The 20,068-nt window shown below is 68.4% G+C and carries 19 protein-coding genes and 1 pseudogene; 14 read left to right on the forward strand and 6 right to left on the reverse strand.

Translation table 11 applies throughout. The annotated features are described in order from the left end of the window. From WDLP6_RS32305 to WDLP6_RS32325, 5 genes are all read right to left on the reverse strand, one after another. On the reverse strand, positions 1-690 hold the full coding sequence (locus tag WDLP6_RS32305; RefSeq protein ID WP_162595371.1) for an ankyrin repeat domain-containing protein: 690 nt from the start codon (positions 688-690) through the stop codon (positions 1-3). A gap of 2 nt (positions 691-692) precedes the next feature. Further along, positions 693-1,187: a GlcG/HbpS family heme-binding protein gene (locus tag WDLP6_RS32310; protein ID WP_162595372.1), complete on the reverse strand. Its 495-nt coding sequence runs from the start codon at positions 1,185-1,187 to the stop codon at positions 693-695. A 113-nt stretch (positions 1,188-1,300) separates the two neighbouring features. Beyond that, positions 1,301-1,927: a response regulator transcription factor gene (locus tag WDLP6_RS32315; protein ID WP_162571741.1), complete on the reverse strand. Its 627-nt coding sequence runs from the start codon at positions 1,925-1,927 to the stop codon at positions 1,301-1,303. Further along, positions 1,924-3,384: a sensor histidine kinase gene (locus tag WDLP6_RS32320; RefSeq protein WP_162595373.1), complete on the reverse strand. Its 1,461-nt coding sequence runs from the start codon at positions 3,382-3,384 to the stop codon at positions 1,924-1,926. Before WDLP6_RS32320 ends, WDLP6_RS32315 begins: the two co-directional genes overlap by 4 nt. A gap of 235 nt (positions 3,385-3,619) precedes the next feature. After that, entirely contained in the window at positions 3,620-3,850 is a 231-nt protein-coding gene (locus tag WDLP6_RS32325; protein ID WP_162595790.1) for a CopG family antitoxin, read from the reverse strand. A gap of 215 nt (positions 3,851-4,065) precedes the next feature. On the opposite strand from WDLP6_RS32325, the gene WDLP6_RS32330 reads away from it, so the two are divergent. Genes WDLP6_RS32330 through WDLP6_RS32345 form a run of 4 tightly spaced genes read left to right on the forward strand, consistent with a single transcriptional unit; the run spans position 4,066 to position 9,220 of the window. Further along, on the forward strand, positions 4,066-5,718 hold the full coding sequence (locus WDLP6_RS32330; RefSeq protein WP_232077643.1) for a ShlB/FhaC/HecB family hemolysin secretion/activation protein: 1,653 nt from the start codon (positions 4,066-4,068) through the stop codon (positions 5,716-5,718). Between the two features lie 22 nt (positions 5,719-5,740). Next, positions 5,741-8,389, forward strand: coding sequence for a two-partner secretion domain-containing protein (locus WDLP6_RS32335; protein ID WP_162595375.1), 2,649 nt, complete (start codon positions 5,741-5,743; stop codon positions 8,387-8,389). Positions 8,390-8,399: 10 nt separating this feature from the next. Beyond that, the gene (locus tag WDLP6_RS32340; protein ID WP_162595376.1) at positions 8,400-8,870 is read left to right on the forward strand and encodes a FecR domain-containing protein; all 471 of its coding nucleotides are present in this window, start codon (positions 8,400-8,402) and stop codon (positions 8,868-8,870) included. 23 nt (positions 8,871-8,893) lie between these two features. Continuing rightward, positions 8,894-9,220 carry a hypothetical protein gene (locus WDLP6_RS32345; protein ID WP_162595377.1) on the forward strand — a complete coding sequence of 109 codons (327 nt, stop codon included), beginning with the start codon at positions 8,894-8,896 and terminating at the stop codon, positions 9,218-9,220. A gap of 10 nt (positions 9,221-9,230) precedes the next feature. Here WDLP6_RS32345 and WDLP6_RS32350 read toward each other — a convergent pair whose 3' ends face one another. Continuing rightward, complete coding sequence (locus WDLP6_RS32350) at positions 9,231-10,166, reverse strand: LysR family transcriptional regulator (RefSeq protein ID WP_162595378.1); 936 nt, start codon at positions 10,164-10,166, stop codon at positions 9,231-9,233. Between the two features lie 112 nt (positions 10,167-10,278). Between WDLP6_RS32350 and WDLP6_RS32355 the strand changes: the two genes are divergently transcribed. From WDLP6_RS32355 to WDLP6_RS32400, 10 genes and pseudogenes are all read left to right on the forward strand, one after another. Beyond that, complete coding sequence (locus WDLP6_RS32355; RefSeq protein WP_162595379.1) at positions 10,279-11,244, forward strand: Bug family tripartite tricarboxylate transporter substrate binding protein; 966 nt, start codon at positions 10,279-10,281, stop codon at positions 11,242-11,244. A gap of 4 nt (positions 11,245-11,248) precedes the next feature. Next, positions 11,249-12,295 carry a 4-hydroxythreonine-4-phosphate dehydrogenase PdxA gene (locus tag WDLP6_RS32360; protein ID WP_162595380.1) on the forward strand — a complete coding sequence of 349 codons (1,047 nt, stop codon included), beginning with the start codon at positions 11,249-11,251 and terminating at the stop codon, positions 12,293-12,295. 26 nt (positions 12,296-12,321) lie between these two features. Next, the gene (locus tag WDLP6_RS32365; protein WP_162595381.1) at positions 12,322-13,494 is read left to right on the forward strand and encodes an L-rhamnonate dehydratase; all 1,173 of its coding nucleotides are present in this window, start codon (positions 12,322-12,324) and stop codon (positions 13,492-13,494) included. A gap of 13 nt (positions 13,495-13,507) precedes the next feature. Further along, positions 13,508-14,428 (forward strand): dihydrodipicolinate synthase family protein, encoded by a 921-nt coding sequence (locus tag WDLP6_RS32370; protein WP_162595382.1) that lies wholly within the window; start codon positions 13,508-13,510, stop codon positions 14,426-14,428. 211 nt (positions 14,429-14,639) lie between these two features. Beyond that, positions 14,640-15,059 (forward strand): annotated as a pseudogene (locus WDLP6_RS32375) (aldehyde dehydrogenase family protein); the annotation flags it as partial. A 5-nt stretch (positions 15,060-15,064) separates the two neighbouring features. Then, a complete protein-coding gene (locus WDLP6_RS32380; protein ID WP_232077645.1) occupies positions 15,065-15,838 on the forward strand; it encodes a cytochrome b561 domain-containing protein in 774 nt (257 codons plus the stop codon). Between the two features lie 10 nt (positions 15,839-15,848). Further along, positions 15,849-16,940, forward strand: coding sequence for an ABC transporter ATP-binding protein (locus WDLP6_RS32385; protein ID WP_162595383.1), 1,092 nt, complete (start codon positions 15,849-15,851; stop codon positions 16,938-16,940). A gap of 33 nt (positions 16,941-16,973) precedes the next feature. After that, on the forward strand, positions 16,974-18,305 hold the full coding sequence (locus tag WDLP6_RS32390; protein ID WP_162595384.1) for an extracellular solute-binding protein: 1,332 nt from the start codon (positions 16,974-16,976) through the stop codon (positions 18,303-18,305). 49 nt (positions 18,306-18,354) lie between these two features. Further along, positions 18,355-19,227 (forward strand): carbohydrate ABC transporter permease, encoded by an 873-nt coding sequence (locus WDLP6_RS32395; RefSeq protein WP_162595385.1) that lies wholly within the window; start codon positions 18,355-18,357, stop codon positions 19,225-19,227. Positions 19,228-19,239: 12 nt separating this feature from the next. Next, on the forward strand, positions 19,240-20,064 hold the full coding sequence (locus WDLP6_RS32400) for a carbohydrate ABC transporter permease (protein WP_162595386.1): 825 nt from the start codon (positions 19,240-19,242) through the stop codon (positions 20,062-20,064). Positions 20,065-20,068 lie beyond the last annotated feature (4 nt).

Here is a 20,068-nt window from a genome sequence, read left to right on the forward strand (position 1 = left end):
CTAACTCGTGCCAGCCGCCTTGAGCCTGTCCACCATTGCCGCATAGCCGCGCGTACGCGCCAGCTGCAGCGGCGTATTTCCCTGCCGGTCGGCCAGTTGCAGGTCGGCCCCGGCATCGACCAGCCAACCCAGGGTGCGCTGATGCCGCGCGCCGCCGTCGCCGAGCACGATCGATTCGATCACTGCCGTCCAGTGCAGGTTGTTCACATGGTCCAGCGGCGCGCCGGCCGCGATGAGCTGGCGCACCACCTCGTCGTGGCCGAGGTGCGCGGCCGCAATCAGCGCGGTGCCGTCGTAGCGGCTGGTGGTCTGCTTCGCACTCGCGCCGAGCGACAGCAGCAGCGCCAGCGTCATGGGGTCGTCGGCCACGGCCGCGATGGTCACTGCGTCGTAGCGATCGTCGTCGAGCGTATCGAGCCTGGCGCCCGCCTGGACCAGCACGCGGATGGCTTCGCGCTGGTGCGCATGCGTGGCCACGTGCAACGCGGTGCGGCCGCGGCCATCGCGCGCCTGCAGATCGGCGCCGTGCCGGATCAGCGCGCCGAGTCGCGGCAGGTCGCCGGACCATGCGGCCCGGTGCAATCCGCCGTAGGCCTGCACCTCGCCCGGCGACGGGGCCACCTGGGCGTTCGCCTGCGTCGCCGCCGCGGCCATCGCGAGCAGCCACAGGCCCAGATCGCGCCGCCGCATGATCAGCCCAGCAGGCCCTTGACCTTTTCGAGCGCTGCGTTGGCGCATTGCTCGTCGAGGTTGCCGCCCGGCGCGCCGCCGACGCCGATGGCGCCGATGACTTCGTTGCCGGCCTTCACCGGCACGCCGCCGCCGAGCAGCAGGACGCCCGGCAGGTAGACCAGGTTGGCACCGCCCGGATTCTTCTGCGCGCCTTCCATCATGGCTTGCGTCGGCGACTTGGCCGAGGCCGAGGTCCAGGCCTTGCGTTCGCTCGACGCCAGCGTGTGCGGGCCGGCGTTGTCGGCGCGCTGCACGGCGCGCACGGTGCCGGCGCGGTCGACCACGGTGGCGGACACGTTGTAGCCGTTGGCGGCGCAGGCCGCGACGGCGGCGGACGCGAGCTGGTTGGCCAGATCGAGCGACATGTTCTTCTCTGTGCGGACGGCTTGTTGGGCCTGGGCGCCGAAGGCCGCGAATGCCAGCGCGAGCGCGCCGAAACGAAGGGTGGAATGCATGGGGGAATCTCCGATGTGAAGGATCGTGCCGGCACTGCGCCGACCGCTTCACGACTATAGAAATCGCCGCGTCCGCTCGCCATCCGTACGGCTACACGCTTCGCTGCGTAGTTCTACGGAGCGTCTTGTTCCGCCAGCGCGGCGTAGCGCCGGATCAGCTGCGCCAGCGAATCGCAGCCGAGCTTGGCGAACAGGTTGGCGCGATGGGTTTCCACCGTGCGCGGCGACAGGCCCAGCGCACGGGCGATTTCCTTGTTGGTGAGTCCCGCCACGATCATGCCGAGCACTTCACGCTCGCGGTCGGACAGCTGGCCGAAGCGCTCGCGCGCGGATTGATCGGCCTGGCCGCGCTCGCGCGAGCGCACGTGCTGGTGCACGGCCTGCTGCAGCGCTTCGAGCAGCTGTTCGTCGTTGACGGGCTTCTCCAGGAACTCCGCCGCGCCGGCCTTGAAGGCGCGGCGGCACATCTCGACAGTCCCGTGCCCGGTCAGCATGATGATCGGCTGGTCGACACCGTCGGCGATCAACCGGTCGAGCACCGCGAGGCCGCTGATGCCGGGCATGCGCACGTCGAGCACGATCGCGCCGATGCTGTTGCGGTCGAAGCCCTCGATGAAGGCCAGCGGTGCAGCCCATGTCTGCACGCGCAGCCCGACCGTGCCGATCAGCAGCGCCAGGCTGTCGCGCACGGCCTGGTCATCGTCGATGAGGTGGATCAGCGGAGACAGGGGCGGGTTCATGGCGTGGCGCCTGCCAGTGGCAGGCTCAGCGTGAAGCGCGCGCCGTGCGGTGGGGCGAGGCCGGCCGCGAGCGCGCCGCCCATGCCGCCGGCCAGCGTCTCGCTCAGGCTCAGGCCGAGGCCGAGCCCGCCTTCGCGCGTGCTGAAGAAAGGCTCGAACAGGCGAGGCAGCGCGTCGGCCGGGATGCCGGGCCCGTTGTCGCTCACCACGAGGCGGCCCGTCGATCCTTGCGCCGTCACGTCGATGGCGATCCGCCGCGTCCCGGCCGGCATCTGTTCGAGGGCCTGCAGCGCATTGATCAGCAGGTTGTGAACGATCTGCTCCAGCGCCACCGGATCGGCCAGCACGCGCACCGGCGACGCGGCGTCGAACGCGACGTCCACGCCGCGCCGCGCGCACTCGGGCTCCAGCAGGTAGAGCGCGCTGCGCACGGCGTTCTGCAGTGTGACCGGTTCGCCGCGGCCCCCGGTGTCGGGCCGTTCGATCGCGCGCCGCAGCCGGCCCACGACGTCGGCGGCGCGGCGCGCCTGCTCCACGGCCTGACCCATCGCGCCGCGCGCGGCCTGCAGTTCCGGCGGCTCGTCGTCGAGCAGGCGGCGCGCTGCCTGGGTGTTGGCCAGCACCGCGGTCAGCGGCTGGTTCAGTTCGTGCGCCATGCCGGCCGCCAGTTCGCCCAGCGCATTGAGCCGCGCCACCTGGCCCAGGCGCAGCAGCTCTTCCGCGCGCCGGCGTGCGCTGCGCTGGCGCAGCAGCATGCGTGTTCCGCCGAGCAGCAGGCCCATGACGAGCGACCAGCCGATCATCCCGAGCCACGGCAGCTCGTCCCAGCCGACACGGCGCTCGGCCACGACGTCGAAGGGCTGGCTGTCGGAGGCCAGCATCTTGCGGAATCCGAAATGCCAACCGCCCGGCGCGAGCTGCCCCGGCTGCACGACGAACTGCTGCGTGCCCTGTTCGATCGCGACGCGGGCCGGGCTCGTCAGCGGGTCCGAAGGCCAGTCCCGCGAGGGCACGGTCGCAGCCAGGTCGATGTCCAGTTCATAGCTCACCGGATCCGCCGCCATCACGAGGCGGTAGCGCCCATGCGGAAGATCGACCTGCGCGAGCGCGGCCCGGCGCAAGCTGCGTGAAAGTGTTTCGGCTTCCGTCGCGGCCGGGTCCGGCCAACTGGCGCCGCGCACGCGTCGCTGCACCGACAGGATGGATGGATAGACCGAGCTCAGACGTTGCTCGGGCTGGTCCACTGCATCGGCCTGGCCGAGCAGTGCGAGCGTGGCCAGCACGGCGTCGTACTGCACGACCTGCTGGCTCAGCAGGCGATGGGCAATGCGGGCGTCGGTGTCGAAGGCCTCGTGCAGCTGCTGCAGTTCGGCGCGCGCGATCCACACCGCGCCGGCTGCGCTCAGCAGCAGCCACGCGATGCACCAGCCGGCGAGTGCGCGCAAGGGATGCTTCATGGCGCGGATTCTGCGCCAGCGCGCGAGATGCGGCGGAACTTCTCGGAGGCCGGCATGGCCGAGAATCTCGCCGTGCCGATCCTTGATCGCGCCCCGACCCTCCATCGCTGCCTGCGCCATTGCCGCGACGAACTCGCGGGCCCATGCGAACTGTTCGCGTGTCGGCGAGAAGACCGTCGCTTCGCGCCCTCCCGCGCCATGGGCGGCTTATTGCGAAAGAGCCGGATTCGTCGGGTCAGTGAGTGTGCAGTTTTTCCTGCAGCCAGACCTTGATCGAATCCAGCAGGTGCTGAGGCAAGCGCAGCGAGATTGTCTTGGTCGTGGGTTTCAAGTTGGGCAGCGTGACCTTCCTGGCCTTCGACCCGTCAAGGTGGTCCATGGAGCCATGTTTTTCCCAGTACGCACGCTCTTGTGCTTCGGTGGTGAACTTCGGGATCGCTTGAATCTGCTCTGCAATGCGCGCCATCGCGCGGCTCTGATCCGCGTCCGCCCGCAGGGTTCGTGAAATAAGCCGCTGTTGCGGGGCCGCCTGGTGTGGCCGAATCGTCACCAGGGCCGGCAATGGCCTCGCAGGAAGCTACCATCGCGCCGCCCTGGACATTGTTGGTGCCCGCCCCGCGGGTCATTTGTTCAGCCCCTCAGCGATTGGCTCAAGGCAGAAAAGAACAAATGAGTGGAAGCTTGACGACGCGATTCCTGGCCCGATGCCTTGCCCCTCTCCTGGCGCTTGCAAGCGCAGCAGCCATGGCGGCGACGCCGGAAGTGCGCTTCGACATTGCGCGCTTCCAGGTCGAAGGCAATACCTTGCTGACGCCCGCGCAGATCGACCAGCGCGTCGCCGCGTTGGCCGGGCCGGGGCGCGCCTACGGCGACATTCAATCGGCCGTCGAGGCACTGCAGGACGCTTACCGCGAGGCCGGCTACACGACCGTCACGGTCTCGCTGCCCGAGCAGGAACTGACGGGCGGCGTGGTCCGCATCCAGGTCACCGAGCGCGTGATCGCCTCGGTCACCGTCACCGGCAACCAGCACTTCGACGCCGACAACATCCGCGCCAGCGTGGCGCCGCTGCAGGTGGGCCGTGCGCCCGTTCTGCGCGCGATCTCGGAATCGATCCAGCTGGCCAACGACAACCCGGCCAAGCAGATCGGCGTGACGCTCGCCGAGGGCGCCGCGCCCGGCACCATCGACGCCAAGGTGGCGGTGACCGACTACCAGCCGCTTCGGCTCACCGCGACGCTCGACAACAGCGGCACGCCGGCGACCGGCCGCTGGCGCGCCGGCGTCGCGCTGCAGGATGCCAATCTGTTCGACCGCGACCAGGTCGGCACGCTGGCCTACACGACCTCGCCCGGCAAACCGAACGGCGTGCAGATGGACCTGTACTCGTTCGGCTATCGCATTCCGTTCTACGGCATCGGCGACAGCCTGGACTTCGTCTACGGCAAGTCCAACACCAACGCACCGGCCGCATCGCCCACGCTCGGCGGCGTGCTCGGCTTCACCGGCAAGGGCGATGTGTTCGGCGTGCGCTGGAACCATTTCCTGGGCCGCGACGGCGAGAGCTTCGCCAAGCTGGTGCTCGGCCTCGACCACAAGAACATCGATTCGCGCTGCAGCGTCGGCGGCCAGCAGGTCAGCATCGACGGGCCGACGCCGCCGATCGCTTCGTGCGTGCCCTACCAGACGACGCCGCTGAGCCTCACGTACTTCGGGCAACGCGACGGCATCGACCAGAGCCTGAGCTACAGCGCCGGCGTGTCGCGCAACATCCCGAGCGGCAAGAGCTTCACCAACATCGACGGACGCACGGATCGTTATTCGTACCTCACTTCCGGCAACCGCGACACGCGGGACGGCTTCATGGCCGTGAACGGCGCGGCTTCGTTCTCGAAGGCCTTCGCCGGCGGCTGGCAGGCGCGCCTGGCGGGCGTCGCGCAGTACAGCCACTCGCCGCTGGTGAGCAGCGAACAGTTCTCGCTGACGGGCGCGGCACTGGTGCGCGGCTTCGAGGAGCGCGCGGTGGCCGCCGACAGCGGGCTGGTCGTCAATGCCGAGCTCTATACGCCGGAGCTGGCGGGCCTCGCCGGCATTCCCGGCCAATTGCGGCTGCTGGCTTTCGTCGACGCCGGCCATGGCAACAACAACCGGACCGAAGGCACGGTGGTGCCGCGCAGCGTCAATGTGTCCAGCGCCGGCGTCGGCATGCGCTACGTCTGGACGCGCGACTTCGGCCTGCGCCTCGATGTGGCCCGCGTGCTCGATGCCGGCAACTCGGCGACCGAAAAGCGCGGCGACTGGCGTGCGCAGTTCAGCGCCGTGCTGTCGTACTGAAGACAAGAAGAAGGAACATCCCATGCGCTTCAGGCTCCGCCACCTTCCGCTCGCCCTCGCCGCGCTGTGCACGGCCATCGGCCTGCCGCTGCACGCCCAGGTCCTGCCGGGCGCCTTGCCGACGGGCTGGAACGTCACGTCCGGCGCCGCCGCCATCAGCCGCAACGGCACGACGCTCAACATCCTGCAGACCACGCCGCAGGCGCTGGTCAACTTCCAGATCTTCAATGTGGGCTCGGGCGCGCTGGTCGACATCCAGCAGCCCAGCGCCAGCGCGGCACTGCTGGCGCGAACCACGGGCGGTGACCCGTCGCAGATCTACGGGCAGATCAAGGCCAACGGCGCGCTGTGGCTCATCAACCCGGCCGGCATCATGGTGGGCGCGGGTGCGCGCATCGACGTCGCGCGCTTCGTGGCGAGCACGCTCAATGTCAGCGACAGCGATTTCCTCGCGGGGCGACTCACATTCACGAGCGGCGCCACGGCCGGCGAAGTGCGCAACGCCGGCACCATCCGCGCGGCGAGCGGCGGCAGCATCTACCTGGTGGCGCCGAGCGTCACCAACACCGGCACCCTGAATGCGCCGCACGGCGAAGTGCTGCTGGCCGCCGGACAGAACGTGCAGCTGATGGACACCGGCACGCCGGGCGTGTCCGTCGCGATCACCGGTGCGCAGGGCGAAGCGAAGAACCTCGGACGCATCGTCGCCGAGGCCGGACGCATCGGCCTGGCGGCGGGCCTGGTCAGCAACGGCGGCCGCATCGATGCCGACAGCGCGGTGAGCGAAGGCGGCCGCATCTTCCTGCGCGCATCGGGTGACCTCAGGACATCGGCGGCTTCGGACATCAGCGCCAGCGGCACCACCGGCGGCCGCGTCGAACTCATCGCCGACGGCGCGGCCTCGATCGACGGCCGCGTCGCCGCCACGGGCAGCGCAGGCAAGGGCGGCTACGTCGACACCTCGGGCCACGGCTCGCTGGACGTGGTCAACGTGCCAACGGTCGGCCGCGGCGGCGAGTGGCACATCGATCCCTTCGACATCGAGATCGTGGCATCGGGCAGCGGCGGCGTCTCCGACAGCAGCAATGCCATCGTGTCCAACGAATCGGGCGCGCACATCGGTGCCGACACCCTCACCGCGCAGCTCGACCTCGGCACGAACGTGAGCATCACCACCGGCCCCTGGAGCGGCCCGTCGCTGGGCAACATCACCGTGTCGGCGCCCATCGCCAAGACCGGCAGCATCGATTCGACGCTGACGCTGAACGCCAGCAACAACATCGTCATCAACGCGCCCATCACCAGCAGCAGCAGCGCGCTCGGGCTCAACCTCAACAGCAACTACACGGGCGGCTACCCCAGCGCCGACCACGCGGTGCAGTTGAATGCGAACCTGAACCTGCATGGCGGCGTGCTCAACGTGTCGGAGGGAGAGGGCGGCAGCGGCAACGGCACGATCGACATCATGAGCGGCACGACCTCCCTCGGCGCGGCCACGTCGGCGATCCATGCCGCCGCCGTGAACGTGGCGTCGGGCGCCACCTTGTCGGTGAGCAGCGCGGGCGCCGCGATCTCGGGCAGCCTGAGCAATCAGGGCATGGTGCAGATCGGGCAGGGCGCGACACTCGACGCGCACTTCGGCGAGGCGAATCCGAACAACGGCGCCATCGTGCTTCAAGGCGGGGGGCAACTTGGCACCGGCGGCACCAGCATCTACAACAACGGCAGCATCAGCGGCACCGGCACCCTCGCGATGGGCGGCTCGGACGGCGCCACGCTGTTCAACAACGGCACGGTGGCGCCGGGCACGGCCGGCACGACGGGCATGCTCGCCGTGCAGGGCAGCTACACGCAGGGCAGCCGCGGCGTGCTCGACGTCAAGCTGGGTGGCCTGGGAACCGGCCAGTTCGATCTGCTCGACGTGGACGGGTCTGCGCGCCTCGGCGGCACGCTCAACATCAATGCGTTGAACGGCTTCGCGCCGGCGAATGCAGCGTATGCCGACTTCATCGTCGCGCGCGGCAGCAACAACGGCGGGACTTTCGACCAGGTCGTGGCGCCGGCCGCCTCAGGGTCCGGCGGCGTGGCCTCGCTGTCGGTGAGCTATCCCGCGCAAGGCACGGCCGCGGCACGCGTGACCGCGGCGGTGGTCCCTTCGCTGGGCGCCTGCACGGCCACGCCGTCGATCGCAGGCTGCATGCTGGTGCTGCCGACCCTGGCCTCCTGCACCGCGACGCCATCGCTCGCGGGTTGCCTGGCGGTGCTGCCGACGCTGGCCTCGTGCCAGGTGAGCCCGTCGCTGCCGGGTTGCTCGGCGGTGCTGCCGCCCCCGTCCACGGCCACGGTCTCGCCGCCGCCCTCCGCGGACATCTGCACCATTGCGCCCAATTCGGCGCTGTGCCAGGTGCTGTCGCCGCCGACCGCGTCCGAGCCGGTGAAGCCCATCCAGCAAGCCAGCAACGAAGTCATCAAGACGGTGACGACGATGCAGTCGACGCCGGTGAGCAACCAGCCGCCGGCTTTCCTGGACGCTTCCTCCGGCTCGTCCTCCGGTGCTTCGTCCAGCAGCGGCAGCGACAGCAAGACCGACGCCAAGACGGACACCAAGGAAGTCGCGGCGACCGGCGTCGCCAGCAAATCCGAGCCCGTCAAGAAGATGTACTGCAACTGAGGTGCACGCGATGCCATTCGATCAACGACAACGATTCCCGATTCTTCTGCTGCCGCTGGTGGCCCTGCTGCTCGCGGCCCCGGCCGCCCACGCACAGGCCGTCGGCTCGGTGCAGGACCTGAGGGGCACCCTGGTGTCCCGCGGCGCCGATGGCGTGAGCCGCGTGCTGGCGCTGAACTCGCCGGTGCGCGAGGGCGATACGCTGAGCACCGAACGCAACAGCTACGCCCGCGTGGTCTTCAAGGACGATGCCGACATCACGCTGCAGCCCGGATCGGTATTGGTCGTCACGCGCTATGCCTACGACGCCGACAAGCCGCAGCAGGACAAGGTCGAGCTCGGCCTGGCGCAGGGCGCCATGCGCAGCAACATCGGCAAGCTGGCACGGCGCAGCACCGAGGCCACCGTGATCCAGACGCCCATGGGCGTGCTCAAGGGGAGTGCCAGCATGGTCGTCTCCCTCGATCCGAACGCGCATTGATCCGCAAGAAACAAGAGAACGCCATGAACAAATTGCTCATCGTCCTGCTGTTCGGATGGCACGGCGCCGCCGCCCTGGCCCAGTCGCCGAAGCCGCCGAGCCTCACGCTGCCGCCGGGCCTGTACGTGCAGGTCCTCGACGGACTGATCCACGTCACCAATCCGACCGGTACCTCGAACTTCGCCGCAGGGCAGTTCGGCTACACGGCTTCCATCCAGCAACCCCCGGTCGTGGTGCCGAAGAACCCGGGCATCCAGTTCACGCCGCCGCCTGCGTTCAGCACCAGCACCGGTCCGGCAACGACATCGGCCAGCGCCAAATCCAACGCAGTGGATTGCGAAGTGCGCTGAGCGCCCGTACTCATCGCTTCCTGTGCAGCAGCGCGAGGAACTGCTGCGCCGGCAGGCTCAGCGGCCTGTCGTTGCGCACGATGCTGCCGTAGGTCGAGAGCTTGTGCCGGATCGGATAGCGCACGATGCTGAGCACGCCATGCTCGGCGTCGCGCCGCGCGACCGTGGCCGGAATCACGCCGATCATGTGCGACTTGCGGATCAGGTTGATGGTCGTGAGGATCGAGCCGGTCTCGATCAGGCCGCGCGGCATCGGCGCGTGATGCACCTGGAACTCGCGCTCGATGACGTCGCGCATCGGGCTGTTCGCCGGCTGCAGGATCCACGGGTAGCTCAGCAGATCGGCGAACGCCACGCGTGACTGTGCGGCCAGCGGATGCGCGTTGCCGACCACCACGGCCAGTGATTCGTCGGCGATGGCCTTGAAGCTGCACAGCGCCGCCTCGGTGCCGACGGGCCGGCCCACCACCACCTCGAGCACGCCCTCGTGCAACTGGGCGAGCAGCTTGTCGCTGGTGTCGACCGCGATCTCGATGGCCAGCAGCGGATGCGCCGCCTTGAGCTCGGCGAGCGCATCGGTCAGCCGGCCGGGCGAGGCCGCCATGATGCTGCCGAGCGAGAACTTGCCGATGCTGCCGAGTTCGAACTCGTGCAGTTCGCGATTGAGCGCTTCCATGCTGCCGCGGATGCCCCTGAAGTAGCCCATCACGCGCTCGCCCGCGGGATTGAGTTGCAGGCCGCGCCCCACGCGATCGAACAGCGGCTGGCCCAGCGCGCTCTCGAGCTCATGCAGCATCTTGGTGGCGGCCGGTTGCGTGAGGCCCAGTTGATTGGCGGCCGCGCGCAGCGTGCGCCGTTCCTCCACCGCCAGCATCAGCGCCACCTGCCGCATGCGAATCCGGTTGAGCAGCCGGGGGGTCGAATCCTGCCTGTCGATGGAACCCATGATTGATTACCTCAGGATATTGATCGATAGATAGCTTTCAGTTTACCGGGATCAATCGCGTCCCTACGATGGCACCACTCGACAGATATCGACCACAACCCGGAGACACGGCATGAGAAAACGAATGGCCATCGCGGCCGCGGCGATGATTTCCGCGCTCTGCGCGGGCCCTGCGCTCGCCCAGGACTGGCCCACGCGCAACATCCGGATCCTGGTCGGTTCCGCGCCCGGCGGCGGCACTGATGCCATGGCCCGTGCGGTGGCCGATCGCCTCGGTCCGCTGCTCAAGCAATCGGTGGTGGTCGAGAACCGGCCCGGCGCCTCCAACACCCTGGCGGCCGACGCGACGGCCAAGGCCACCGACGGGCACACGATGGTCATGGGCGTCGTCACGGCCCACGCGATCGCGCCGCACCTGCTCAAGCTCAACTACGACAACAACCGCGACCTGGTGCCGGTGGCCTTCGTCGGCGCCGTCCCGAATGTGCTGGTGGTCAACAACGACGTGCCGGCCACTTCGGTGAAGGCGCTGGTGCAGCTGGCCAAGAAGGAACCGGGCCAGCTCAACTACGCGAGCAGCGGTTCGGGCAGCACCCAGCACATCGCCGCGGAGATGTTCAAGGATGCAGCCGGCGTGGACATCGCGCAGGTGCCGTACAAGGGCAGCGGCCCGGCGCTGGTCGACCTGATCGGCGGGCAGGTGCAGATGAGCTTCGACACACTGCCGGCAGTGATCGGGCAGATCAGGAACCACAAGATCCGCGCGCTCGCGGTGACCACGGCGAAACGCAATGCGCAACTGCCCGAGGTGCCGACGCTGGCCGAGGCGGGCGTGCCCGGCGTCGAGATGAGTGCCTGGTACGGCATCTACATGCCCGCCTCGACGCCGAAGGCGGTGCAGGCCAAGGTGCATGACGCGGTCAACCAGGTGCTCGCGATGCCCGAGACCCACACCCGCCTCGCGGCCGTCGGCGCCGAGATCACGCCGATGACGCAGGCGCAGTTCGTGGAATTCCAGGCCGCCGAATACAAGCGCTACGGCGAGCTGATCCAGAAGAAGAACATCCACATCGATTGACGCCATGAACCCCACGTCCCTGCCCGTTGTCGCGCTCACGCTCGGCGATCCCGCCGGCATCGGCCCCGAGCTGATCGCCCGCCTGCTGGCCCGGCCCGGGACCACCGCGCTGGCCAATGTCGTGCTGGTCGGCGACCGCTGGCTGTGGGAAGACGGACAGCGCATCGCGGGCGCCCGCGTCGCCACCGATGAGGTGCGAACGCTCGCCGAGGTGCGGGCGCGCACCGACACCTCGCGCCCCGCGTTCCTCGAAGTGCGCAGCATCGATCCCGCAGCGGTCCATCGCGGCCAGGCCGAGGCGCCGGGCGGCCGGTCGGTGCTGCAGGTGCTCGACCAGTGCATGGACGCCACGCTCGCCGGCGACATCGACGCGATCTGTTTCGCACCGCTCAACAAGCAGGCCATGAAGATCGGCGGCCTGCAGCACGAGGACGAACTGCATCATTTTGCCGAGCACCTGGGCGTGACCGGCTGCTTCTGCGAGTTCAACACGCTCGGCGATCTGTGGACCTCGCGCATCTCCTCGCACGTGCCGCTGAAGGATGTCGCGAACTACCTGAGCATCGAGCGCATCGAGCAGGCGGCCGAGCTGATCTACCGCTCGCTGCGGGACAACGGCGTCGCCGAGCCCCGCATCGCGATCGCCGCCTTCAACCCGCATGCCGGCGACGGCGGCGTGTGCGGGCGCGAGGAGATCGACATCATCGTCCCGGCAGTGGCGCGACTGCAGGCCCGCCGCTGGCCGAGCGCGTCGCCTTTCCACGGCCCCTTTCCCGCCGACACCATCTTCCTCAAGGCGCAGGCAGGCGAGTACCAGGCGATCGTGACCATGTACCACGACCAGGGCCAGATCGCGATCAAGCTGATGGGCTTTCGCCGCGGCGTCACGGTGCAGGGCGGCCTGCCGATCCCGATCACCACGCCGGCGCACGGCACCGCCTACGACATCGCCGGCCAGGGCAAGGCCGACGTCGAAGCGACGTGGCAGGCCTTCCGCATCGCGAGCCGCATGGGCGCCGCGCATCGCCTCGACTTCGTCGAGCCCTTCTGAACTTCCGCAGAACCCGAGACCGCACCATGAAGATCCAATCCGTCCGCGCCCGCGTCTTCCAGTGGAAGGGCAAGACCGTTCCGCCGCAGGGCAACTTCTGCTCCAACGCGATGGACCTGCTCTACTCGCCGGCCGAGACCATGAGCACCTTCCGCTTCCACGCGTGGACCGTGGTCGAGATCGAGACCGACGACGGCATCGTCGGCCTCGGCAACGTGGCGCTGGCGCCCGGCATTGCCAAGGCCATCATCGACCAGTACCTGGCGCCGCTGGTGATCGGCCACGATCCGTGGGACTACGAATACCTGTGGCAGCGCATGTACCGCGCCACGCACGCGTGGGGCCGCAAGGGCGTGACCATGGCCGCGATCTCGGCGGTCGACCTCGCGATCTGGGACATCCTGGGCAAGTCGGTCGGCAAGCCGGTGTTCAAGCTGCTCGGCGGCCGCACCAAGGAGAAGATTCCCTGCTACTACTCCAAGCTGTACCGCACCGACCTCGATGCGATGCAGGCCGAGGCGCAGAAGTACCTCGACGAAGGCTTCACGATGTTCAAGTCGCGCTTCGGCTACGGCCCGGCGCACGGCACGAAGGGCGTCTCGGAAAATCTGAAGGCGGTCGAAGCGCTGCGCGAAGTGATCGGCTACGACAACGACCTGATGCTCGAGTGCTACATGGGCTGGAACGTCGAATACGCCAAGCGCATGCTGCCCAAGCTCGAGAAGTTCCAGCCGCGCTGGGTGGAGGAGCCGGTGATCGCCGACGACATCGACGGCTACGCCGAGCTGAACCGGCTCACCACCATTCCGATCTCCGGCGGCGAGCACGAGTTCTCGCTCTACGGCTTCAAGCAGCTGCTCGAACGCAAGGCGGTGAGCGTGGTGCAGTACGACACCAATCGCGTCGGCGGCATCACTGCGGCGCACAAGATCAATGCGCTGTGCGAGGCCTGGTCGGTGCCCGTCGTTCCGCATGCGGGCCAGATGCACAACTACCACCTGACGATGAGCACGCTGGCCTCGCCGATGAGCGAGTACTTCCCGATGTTCGACGTCGAAGTGGGCAACGAACTCTTCTATTACATCTTCGACGGCGAGCCGGTGGCCGAGAACGGCTTCGTGCAGCTCGACGACGACAAGCCCGGCCTCGGCCTCACGCTGAAGACCGAGTACCTCGAGCACTTCGACATCATCGAATAGCCGAGAGACCGTGATGACCCGTCCTTCGGCCGCCCGCCATCAGGGCCTGTTTCCCGTCGTGCCGACGCCCTTCACCGAGCGCGGCGAGCTCGACCTCGCCAGCCAGAAGCGCTGCGTCGACTTCATGATCGATGCGGGTTCGGACGGCCTGTGCATCCTGGCCAACTTCTCCGAGCAGTTCCTCCTGGCCGACGACGAGCGCGAGCTGCTCACGCGCACGATCCTGGAACACGTGGCCGGCCGCGTGCCGGTGATCGTGACCACCACGCACTTCAGCACCCGGGTCTGCGCCGAGCGCAGCCGCCGCGCGCAGGCCATGGGCGCGGCCATGGTGATGGTGATGCCGCCCTACCACGGCGCCACCTTCCGCGTGCCCGAGCCGCAGATCCACGCGTTCTACGCGCGGCTGTCCGATGCGATCGGCATTCCGATCATGGTCCAGGACGCACCGGCCGCCGGCACGCCGTTGTCGCCTGCGTTCCTCGCACGCATGGCGAAGGAGATCGAGCATGTGGCGTACTTCAAGATCGAGACGGCCGGTGCGGCCTCGAAGATCCGCGAGCTGATCCGCCTGGGCGGCGATGCGATCGAAGGGCCGTGGGATGGCGAGGAAGCGATCACGCTGCTGCCCGATCTCGAAGCCGGTGCCACCGGCGCGATGACCGGCGGCGGATTTCCGGATGGCATCCGGCCGATCCTCGATGCCTACCGTGCGGGTCGGCGCGACGAAGCCATCGCGGCCTGCGAGCGCTGGCTGCCCTTGATCAACCTCGAGAACCGCCAGTGCGGGCCGCTCGCCGCCAAGGCGCTGATGAAAGAGGGCGGCGTGATCGCCTGCGAGGCGCCGCGGCATCCGTTTCCCGAATTGCATCCGGCCAGCCGCGCGCTGCTGATCGAGACCGCGCGCCGGCTCGATGCGATGGTGCTGCGGTAAAGCTCGCCCCCAGGCTGCGCGCAATGCATTGACTCGCCCCCGGGCTGCGCGCACTTCGTGTCGCTTCGCCTACCCCCTGCCGGGGGCAACACCGGCGGGCCGGCGGAGCCGGTTCCGCGGTGTTTCTTGAATGGACCCTGAGCCGATCTGGCTTTTTTTCCTGCGTTGCGAAAGGCGCATTGCGCCAGGGAGGACCATGGATATGCGACAACACGACAACCTCATCGAAGCCATGAAGGCCCGCATGGCCAGGATCCAGGTCGGCGATGCCTTGGCACAGGGCACCGACATCGGTCCGGTCTCCAGCGGCAGCCAGCTCCAGCAGGATCTTGAATACATCGAGATCGGCAGAAAGGAAGGCGCCACGCTGGCCGCGGGCGGCGAGCGCCTGAAGCTCGACACCGAGTTCGGCCTCTCGGCGGGCATCGCGACGACGAGCCTGAAGTACGCGACGCACTTCAAGCGCCACAGCCAGGCGGGGATGGTGATGGTGAACCTGCCCACGGCGGGGGTGGACTACCACGTGCCCTTCGGCGGGCGCAAGGGCTCGAGCTACGGGCCGCGCGAGCAGGGGCGCTATGCGCAGGAGTTCTTCACGGTGGTCAAGACGGCCTATGTGCAAGCCGGCTGAAAGACATGACTGCGCGTCCCGCATGCTTCATCGCCCTCATGGGTCTGCTGGCTGTGCCGGTGGTCGCGCATGCGGCGCTGGCGCAGCCGTGGGACTGGCTGCTGACCCCGCTCTCGGGCGCCGGCGCGCATCACATCGCGAGCCGCACGGCATGGCATGCGCGGCTGATGGTGCTCGGCTGGGGCGTCCTGCTGCCGCTCGGCGCATTGGGCGCGCGCTTCTTCAAGATCCTGCCCGGACAGGACTGGCCGCGGCAGCTCGACAACAAGACATGGTGGCGCGCGCACCGTGCATTGCAGTACGCCGGCGTGTGGGCCATGACCGTCGGACTGGGCCTCGCATGGGGACTCGGCAGCGGCCACGGCAGCGCCGCGCGCGTGCACGCGTGGCTCGGCTGGAGCCTGTGCGCCGCAGGCTGGCTGCAGATCGCGAGCGGCCTGCTGCGCGGCAGCAAGGGCGGGCCGACCGATGTCCGGCTGCGCGGCGACCACTACGACATGACCCGCCGACGCATCGGCTTCGAGCGGCTGCACAAGTCGCTGGGCTGGCTGGCGATCGTGCTGGCGGTGGTCAACATCGTTCTGGGACTGGCCGTCGCCGATGCGCCGCGCTGGATGGCGGTCGTGCTCGCGGGCTGGTGGTCGGGTTTCGGCATCGCATTCATCGGCCTGCAACGGCAGGGGCGCTGCATCGACACCTACCAGGCGATCTGGGGACCGGGCCGTTCGCACCCGGGTCATCGACAAGCCCCCATCGGTTGGGGCGTGCGGCGCTACTGAGGGAGACATGATGTCCGGGCTGGAACTCAACAACGTGGTCAAGCGCTTCGGCGACGTGACGGTGGTGCAGCAGATGGATCTCGTCATCGAGGACGGCGAGTTCGTCGTGCTGCTCGGTGAATCGGGCTGCGGCAAGAGCACCACGCTGCGCATGATCGCCGGGCTCGAAGAGGTGAGCGAAGGCCGCATCGCGATCGGCGGGCGCGACGTCACGCGCTCGGCGCCGATGGCGCGCGACATCGCGATGGTGTTCCAGAACTATGCGCTCTATCCGCACATGGACGTCGGCGCGAACATGTCCTTCGCGTTGCGCCTGGCGGGGCGTCCGCGGGCCGAGATCGACGAGAAGGTGGCGGCCGCCGCCAAGGTGCTGAACATCGGCCACCTGCTCGCGCGCAAGCCCAAGGAGCTGTCGGGCGGCCAGCGCCAGCGCGTGGCGATCGGCCGCGCGATCGTGCGCGAGCCCCGCGTCTTCCTGTTCGACGAGCCTTTGTCGAACCTCGATGCCAAGCTGCGCGGGCACATGCGCGCCGAGCTCGCGCTGCTGCACGAGCGGCTCGGCAAGACCACGGTCTACGTCACGCACGACCAGGTCGAGGCGATGACGCTGGCCTCGCGCATCGTGATCTTCGACCAGGGCCGCGTGCAGCAGGTGGGCACGCCGTCGGAGGTGTTCACGCGGCCGGCGAGCCTGTTCGTGGCCGGCTTCATCGGCACGCCGACCATGAACTTCTTCAAGGCCCGCTGCGTCGAGGAGGCCGGCCGGTGCCTGCTGCGCGGCGAGGGCTTTGCCTGGGAACCGCCTGCCTGGCTGGCGGCGAGCCCGCCCGGACCCGAGCAGGGCCTGACGCTCGGCCTGCGCCCGCAGGCGCTGCATGCCAGCCCCGGCGCCGCGCGCCTGCGCGTGAAGGTCGATGTCGTCGAGTACCTGGGCACCGAAAGCCAGATCGTCGGCCACATGGTCACGCCCTCGGGCCAGCGCGTGGCCACGATGCTGCCGGGCAATGCCCACGCGCTGCTGCACCACGACCTCGATCTCGGCTTCGACAGCGAAGACCTGCATGTTTTCGACAGCGACAGCGGGCGCTCCCTGCGCCGCTGATCGCTTTCCAACCACAGAGAGAGGAAAAGAACCATGAAAAGAAGAGACTTCGTCAAGGGCACCGGCGCCACGCTGATCGGTGCCGGCCTGCCGCTCGGCCGCGCGCTCGCGGAAAGCCGCCATGCCAGGTACGCCGGCCAGACCGTGACCTTCAACATCCCCGCGCATCCGCACTACGACGCAATGCTCAAGATCCTGCCCGCGTTCACGAGGGAAACCGGCATCCAGGTCGAGATCGACAAGCTCTCGATGGCCCGCATGAAGGACAAACAGCTGCTCGAGATGGCCAAGCCGCAGGGCGACTATGACCTGGTGTCCTATGTGGTGATGTGGAAGGGCGAGTACGTCGCGAAGAACCTCATCCATCCGCTCGAGCCCTTCTTCAAGAATGCCGCGCTGGCCGATCCGGCCTACGACATCCAGGACATCATTCCGATCTACCTCGAGAACATCGGCCTGGTCGGCGGCCCGAAGGGCTACCTGGCCGGGCCTGGTGCCAGGCTCTACGGCCTGCCCTATGGCGCCGAGACTTCGGTGCTCGCCTACCGGCGCGACATCTTCGCCAGGCACAACCTGCAGCCGCCCACCAACTACGACGAGTTCGCCAGACTGCTGCCGGTGCTCAAGGACAAGGAGGGCATCGGCGCGCTGACCTCGCGCGGGCAGGCCGGGCACCAGTGCGTGCATGCGTGGCTGCTGCACCTGAACCCGCTCGGCGGCAGCATCTTCGACGATCAGTGGAAGCCGCGCTTCAACGACGAGGTGGGCATCAAGGCGCTGAAGTTCCTGCAGGAGGTGGTGGCCACCGGGCCGGCCGGGATTCCGGCGTACGGACAGGGCGAAAGCAACACCGCGTTCCTGCAAGGGCAGGCCGCGATGTACCTGGACTCGACCTTGATGTCGGGCCTGGTCAGCGATCCCGCGCAATCGAAGATCGTCGGCAAGGTGGGCTGGGCACTGCATCCGATGGGCGTGCGCCGCGCGTCGCAATCCGGCGGCCTGGGCCTGGCGATTCCGAAGAACGCGAAGAACGCCGACGCCGCCTTCCTGCTGATGCAGTGGCTCACCGCCAGGGCGCAGGACAAGGCCTGCACCCGGGTCGGCGGCACGCCGGTGCGCAGCTCCACCCTGCTCGATGCCGAGCTCGTGAAGAAGTATCCCGAGTTCGTCACCTTCAGGGAGGCGCTGAAGTACGCCAACCCCGACTGGCGGCCCATCGTTCCGATGTGGGACAAGATCAACGTCCAGGCATTGGGCGTGGGCATCTCGGAAGCGCTGACGGGCCGCAAGACGGCCGAGCGCGCGCTCGACGACCTGGTCGCGCCGGTCACGCAGATCATGCGCGAAGGCGGCTACAAGGTCTGACGATCATGTGCCGCCGCACCCACGCCCGTTCGCCGTCGCCGGAGGCCTGATGCGCAGGCCTGCCTGGGTTCCGGCCCTCTTTCTCGGCCCGGCCGTGCTCATCATGGCGGCGGCCTGCCTCTATCCGGTGCTGTCGGCCTTCCGGCTCGGCTTCTTCGACTGGCGCATGGGCACGCCATGGCACGATGCGCGCTGGGTCGGCTTCGACAGCTTCGTCTCGGCCTTCTCCAATCCGCGCGTCTGGTCGTCGATGGGGACCACGCTGCTGTTCGCGGCGGTGTGCGTGAGCGCCGAGATGGTGCTGGGCATCGCGCTCGCACTGGCGCTGGAGCGGCCGGTGCGAGGCACGGCCTTCTTCCGCACCCTGTTCATCCTGCCGATGATGATCGCGCCGATCGCGGTGGGCCTGGCGTGGCGCTATCTGTTCGATGCGCAGTTCGGTCTGATCAATGCGGTGCTCGGCCTGTTCGGCATCGCGGCGCGCGGCTGGCTGGCCGACCCGACCCTGGCCTTCGCGGCGATCGTCGTCGCCGACATCTGGCAGTGGACGCCCTTCGTCTTCATCATGATGGTGGCCGCGCTGGCCAACGTCGACGGCGCGGTGATCGAAGCCTCGCGCATCGACGGCGCGGGCTGGTGGCAGATGACCTTCCGCGTCAAGCTGCCGATGGTGATGCACGTGATCGCCATCACCCTGATGATGCGGCTGATCGACGCCTTCCGCGTGCTCGAAGTGATCTATGTGCTGACCTTCGGCGGACCCGGCGACTCCACCGAGATCCTCGCGCTGCACATCTACAAGACCGCCTTCGTCGGGCAGCAGCTCGGCGCCGCGGCGGCCATCTCGGTGCTGCTGCTGGGGGTGGTGGCGCTGCTGTCGTGGGGCGCGCTGCGGCTGTCGAACCCGCTCGAGAACGATTGAGGCACGGGCATCATGAAACGTCCTCCCCTGATCGTCGCGCTGCACTACGGCATGCTGATCGCGCTGGCCGTGCTGTGCGTCGCGCCGATTGCAATCATCTTCGCCACCAGCCTTCGCCAGCAGGTGCAGATCTTCGCCGCGCCGCTCGACTTCATCTTCACGCCGACGCTGGAAAACTACCGCGCCGTGCTGCAGGAAGACAGGTTCAGCAGCTATCTGATGAACAGCCTGTTCGTCGGCATCGTCTCGACGGCGGTGACGCTGGTGCTCGGCTGCATGGCGGCCTATGGCCTGGCGCGCTTTCGCTTTCCGGGCCGGCGCGCGGTGGCCTGCACCACACTGCTGCTGCGCACCGTGCCGCTGGCGGTGCTGGCGATCCCGGTCTTCATGATCTGGAGCCGGTGGCACCTCGTCAACAGCCTGTGGGGGCTGGTGCTGCTGTACGTGGCGGTGAACCTGCCCTTCACCATCTGGCTGCTCTACGGCTTCGTGCTGCAGGTGCCGATCGAGCTGGAAGAGGCCGCGGCCATCGACGGTTGCGGCCCGGTCAAGGTGTTCGTCAAGGTGCTGCTGCCGCTGATGGCGCCGGGGCTGGCGGCGGCCTCGATCTTCACCTTCCGCATCGCGTGGAACGAATTCATCCTGGCGCTGGTGCTGACCGACCGCCACACCCGCACGCTGCCGGTGGCGGCCTCGCTTTTCATCACCGATCTCGGTGTGGACTGGGGCAAGGTCATGGCGATGGGCAGCCTGATCGCGATTCCGCCGCTGATCTTCACCTTCGTCGCTGCGCGGCAAATCATCACCGGGCTCACGGCCGGTGCAGTCAAGGGATGACGAC

This window comes from Variovorax sp. PBL-E5, from assembly GCF_901827185.1.
Taxonomy (GTDB): domain Bacteria; phylum Pseudomonadota; class Gammaproteobacteria; order Burkholderiales; family Burkholderiaceae_C; genus Variovorax.

Bases quoted from the DNA above. Each gene is read 5' to 3' on its own strand.
- WDLP6_RS32305 (WP_162595371.1), bottom strand. From the start codon at position 690: ATGCGGCGGCGCGATCTGGGCCTGTGGCTGCTCGCGATGGCCGCGGCG.
- WDLP6_RS32310 (WP_162595372.1), bottom strand. From the start codon at position 1,187: ATGCATTCCACCCTTCGTTTCGGCGCGCTCGCGCTGGCATTCGCGGCC.
- WDLP6_RS32315 (WP_162571741.1), bottom strand. From the start codon at position 1,927: ATGAACCCGCCCCTGTCTCCGCTGATCCACCTCATCGACGATGACCAG.
- WDLP6_RS32320 (WP_162595373.1), bottom strand. From the start codon at position 3,384: ATGAAGCATCCCTTGCGCGCACTCGCCGGCTGGTGCATCGCGTGGCTG.
- WDLP6_RS32325 (WP_162595790.1), bottom strand. From the start codon at position 3,850: ATGGCGCGCATTGCAGAGCAGATTCAAGCGATCCCGAAGTTCACCACC.
- WDLP6_RS32335 (WP_162595375.1), top strand. From the start codon at position 5,741: ATGCGCTTCAGGCTCCGCCACCTTCCGCTCGCCCTCGCCGCGCTGTGC.
- WDLP6_RS32340 (WP_162595376.1), top strand. From the start codon at position 8,400: ATGCCATTCGATCAACGACAACGATTCCCGATTCTTCTGCTGCCGCTG.
- WDLP6_RS32345 (WP_162595377.1), top strand. From the start codon at position 8,894: ATGAACAAATTGCTCATCGTCCTGCTGTTCGGATGGCACGGCGCCGCC.
- WDLP6_RS32350 (WP_162595378.1), bottom strand. From the start codon at position 10,166: ATGGGTTCCATCGACAGGCAGGATTCGACCCCCCGGCTGCTCAACCGG.
- WDLP6_RS32355 (WP_162595379.1), top strand. From the start codon at position 10,279: ATGAGAAAACGAATGGCCATCGCGGCCGCGGCGATGATTTCCGCGCTC.
- WDLP6_RS32360 (WP_162595380.1), top strand. From the start codon at position 11,249: ATGAACCCCACGTCCCTGCCCGTTGTCGCGCTCACGCTCGGCGATCCC.
- WDLP6_RS32365 (WP_162595381.1), top strand. From the start codon at position 12,322: ATGAAGATCCAATCCGTCCGCGCCCGCGTCTTCCAGTGGAAGGGCAAG.
- WDLP6_RS32370 (WP_162595382.1), top strand. From the start codon at position 13,508: ATGACCCGTCCTTCGGCCGCCCGCCATCAGGGCCTGTTTCCCGTCGTG.
- WDLP6_RS32380 (WP_232077645.1), top strand. From the start codon at position 15,065: ATGACTGCGCGTCCCGCATGCTTCATCGCCCTCATGGGTCTGCTGGCT.
- WDLP6_RS32385 (WP_162595383.1), top strand. From the start codon at position 15,849: ATGTCCGGGCTGGAACTCAACAACGTGGTCAAGCGCTTCGGCGACGTG.
- WDLP6_RS32390 (WP_162595384.1), top strand. From the start codon at position 16,974: ATGAAAAGAAGAGACTTCGTCAAGGGCACCGGCGCCACGCTGATCGGT.
- WDLP6_RS32395 (WP_162595385.1), top strand. From the start codon at position 18,355: ATGCGCAGGCCTGCCTGGGTTCCGGCCCTCTTTCTCGGCCCGGCCGTG.
- WDLP6_RS32400 (WP_162595386.1), top strand. From the start codon at position 19,240: ATGAAACGTCCTCCCCTGATCGTCGCGCTGCACTACGGCATGCTGATC.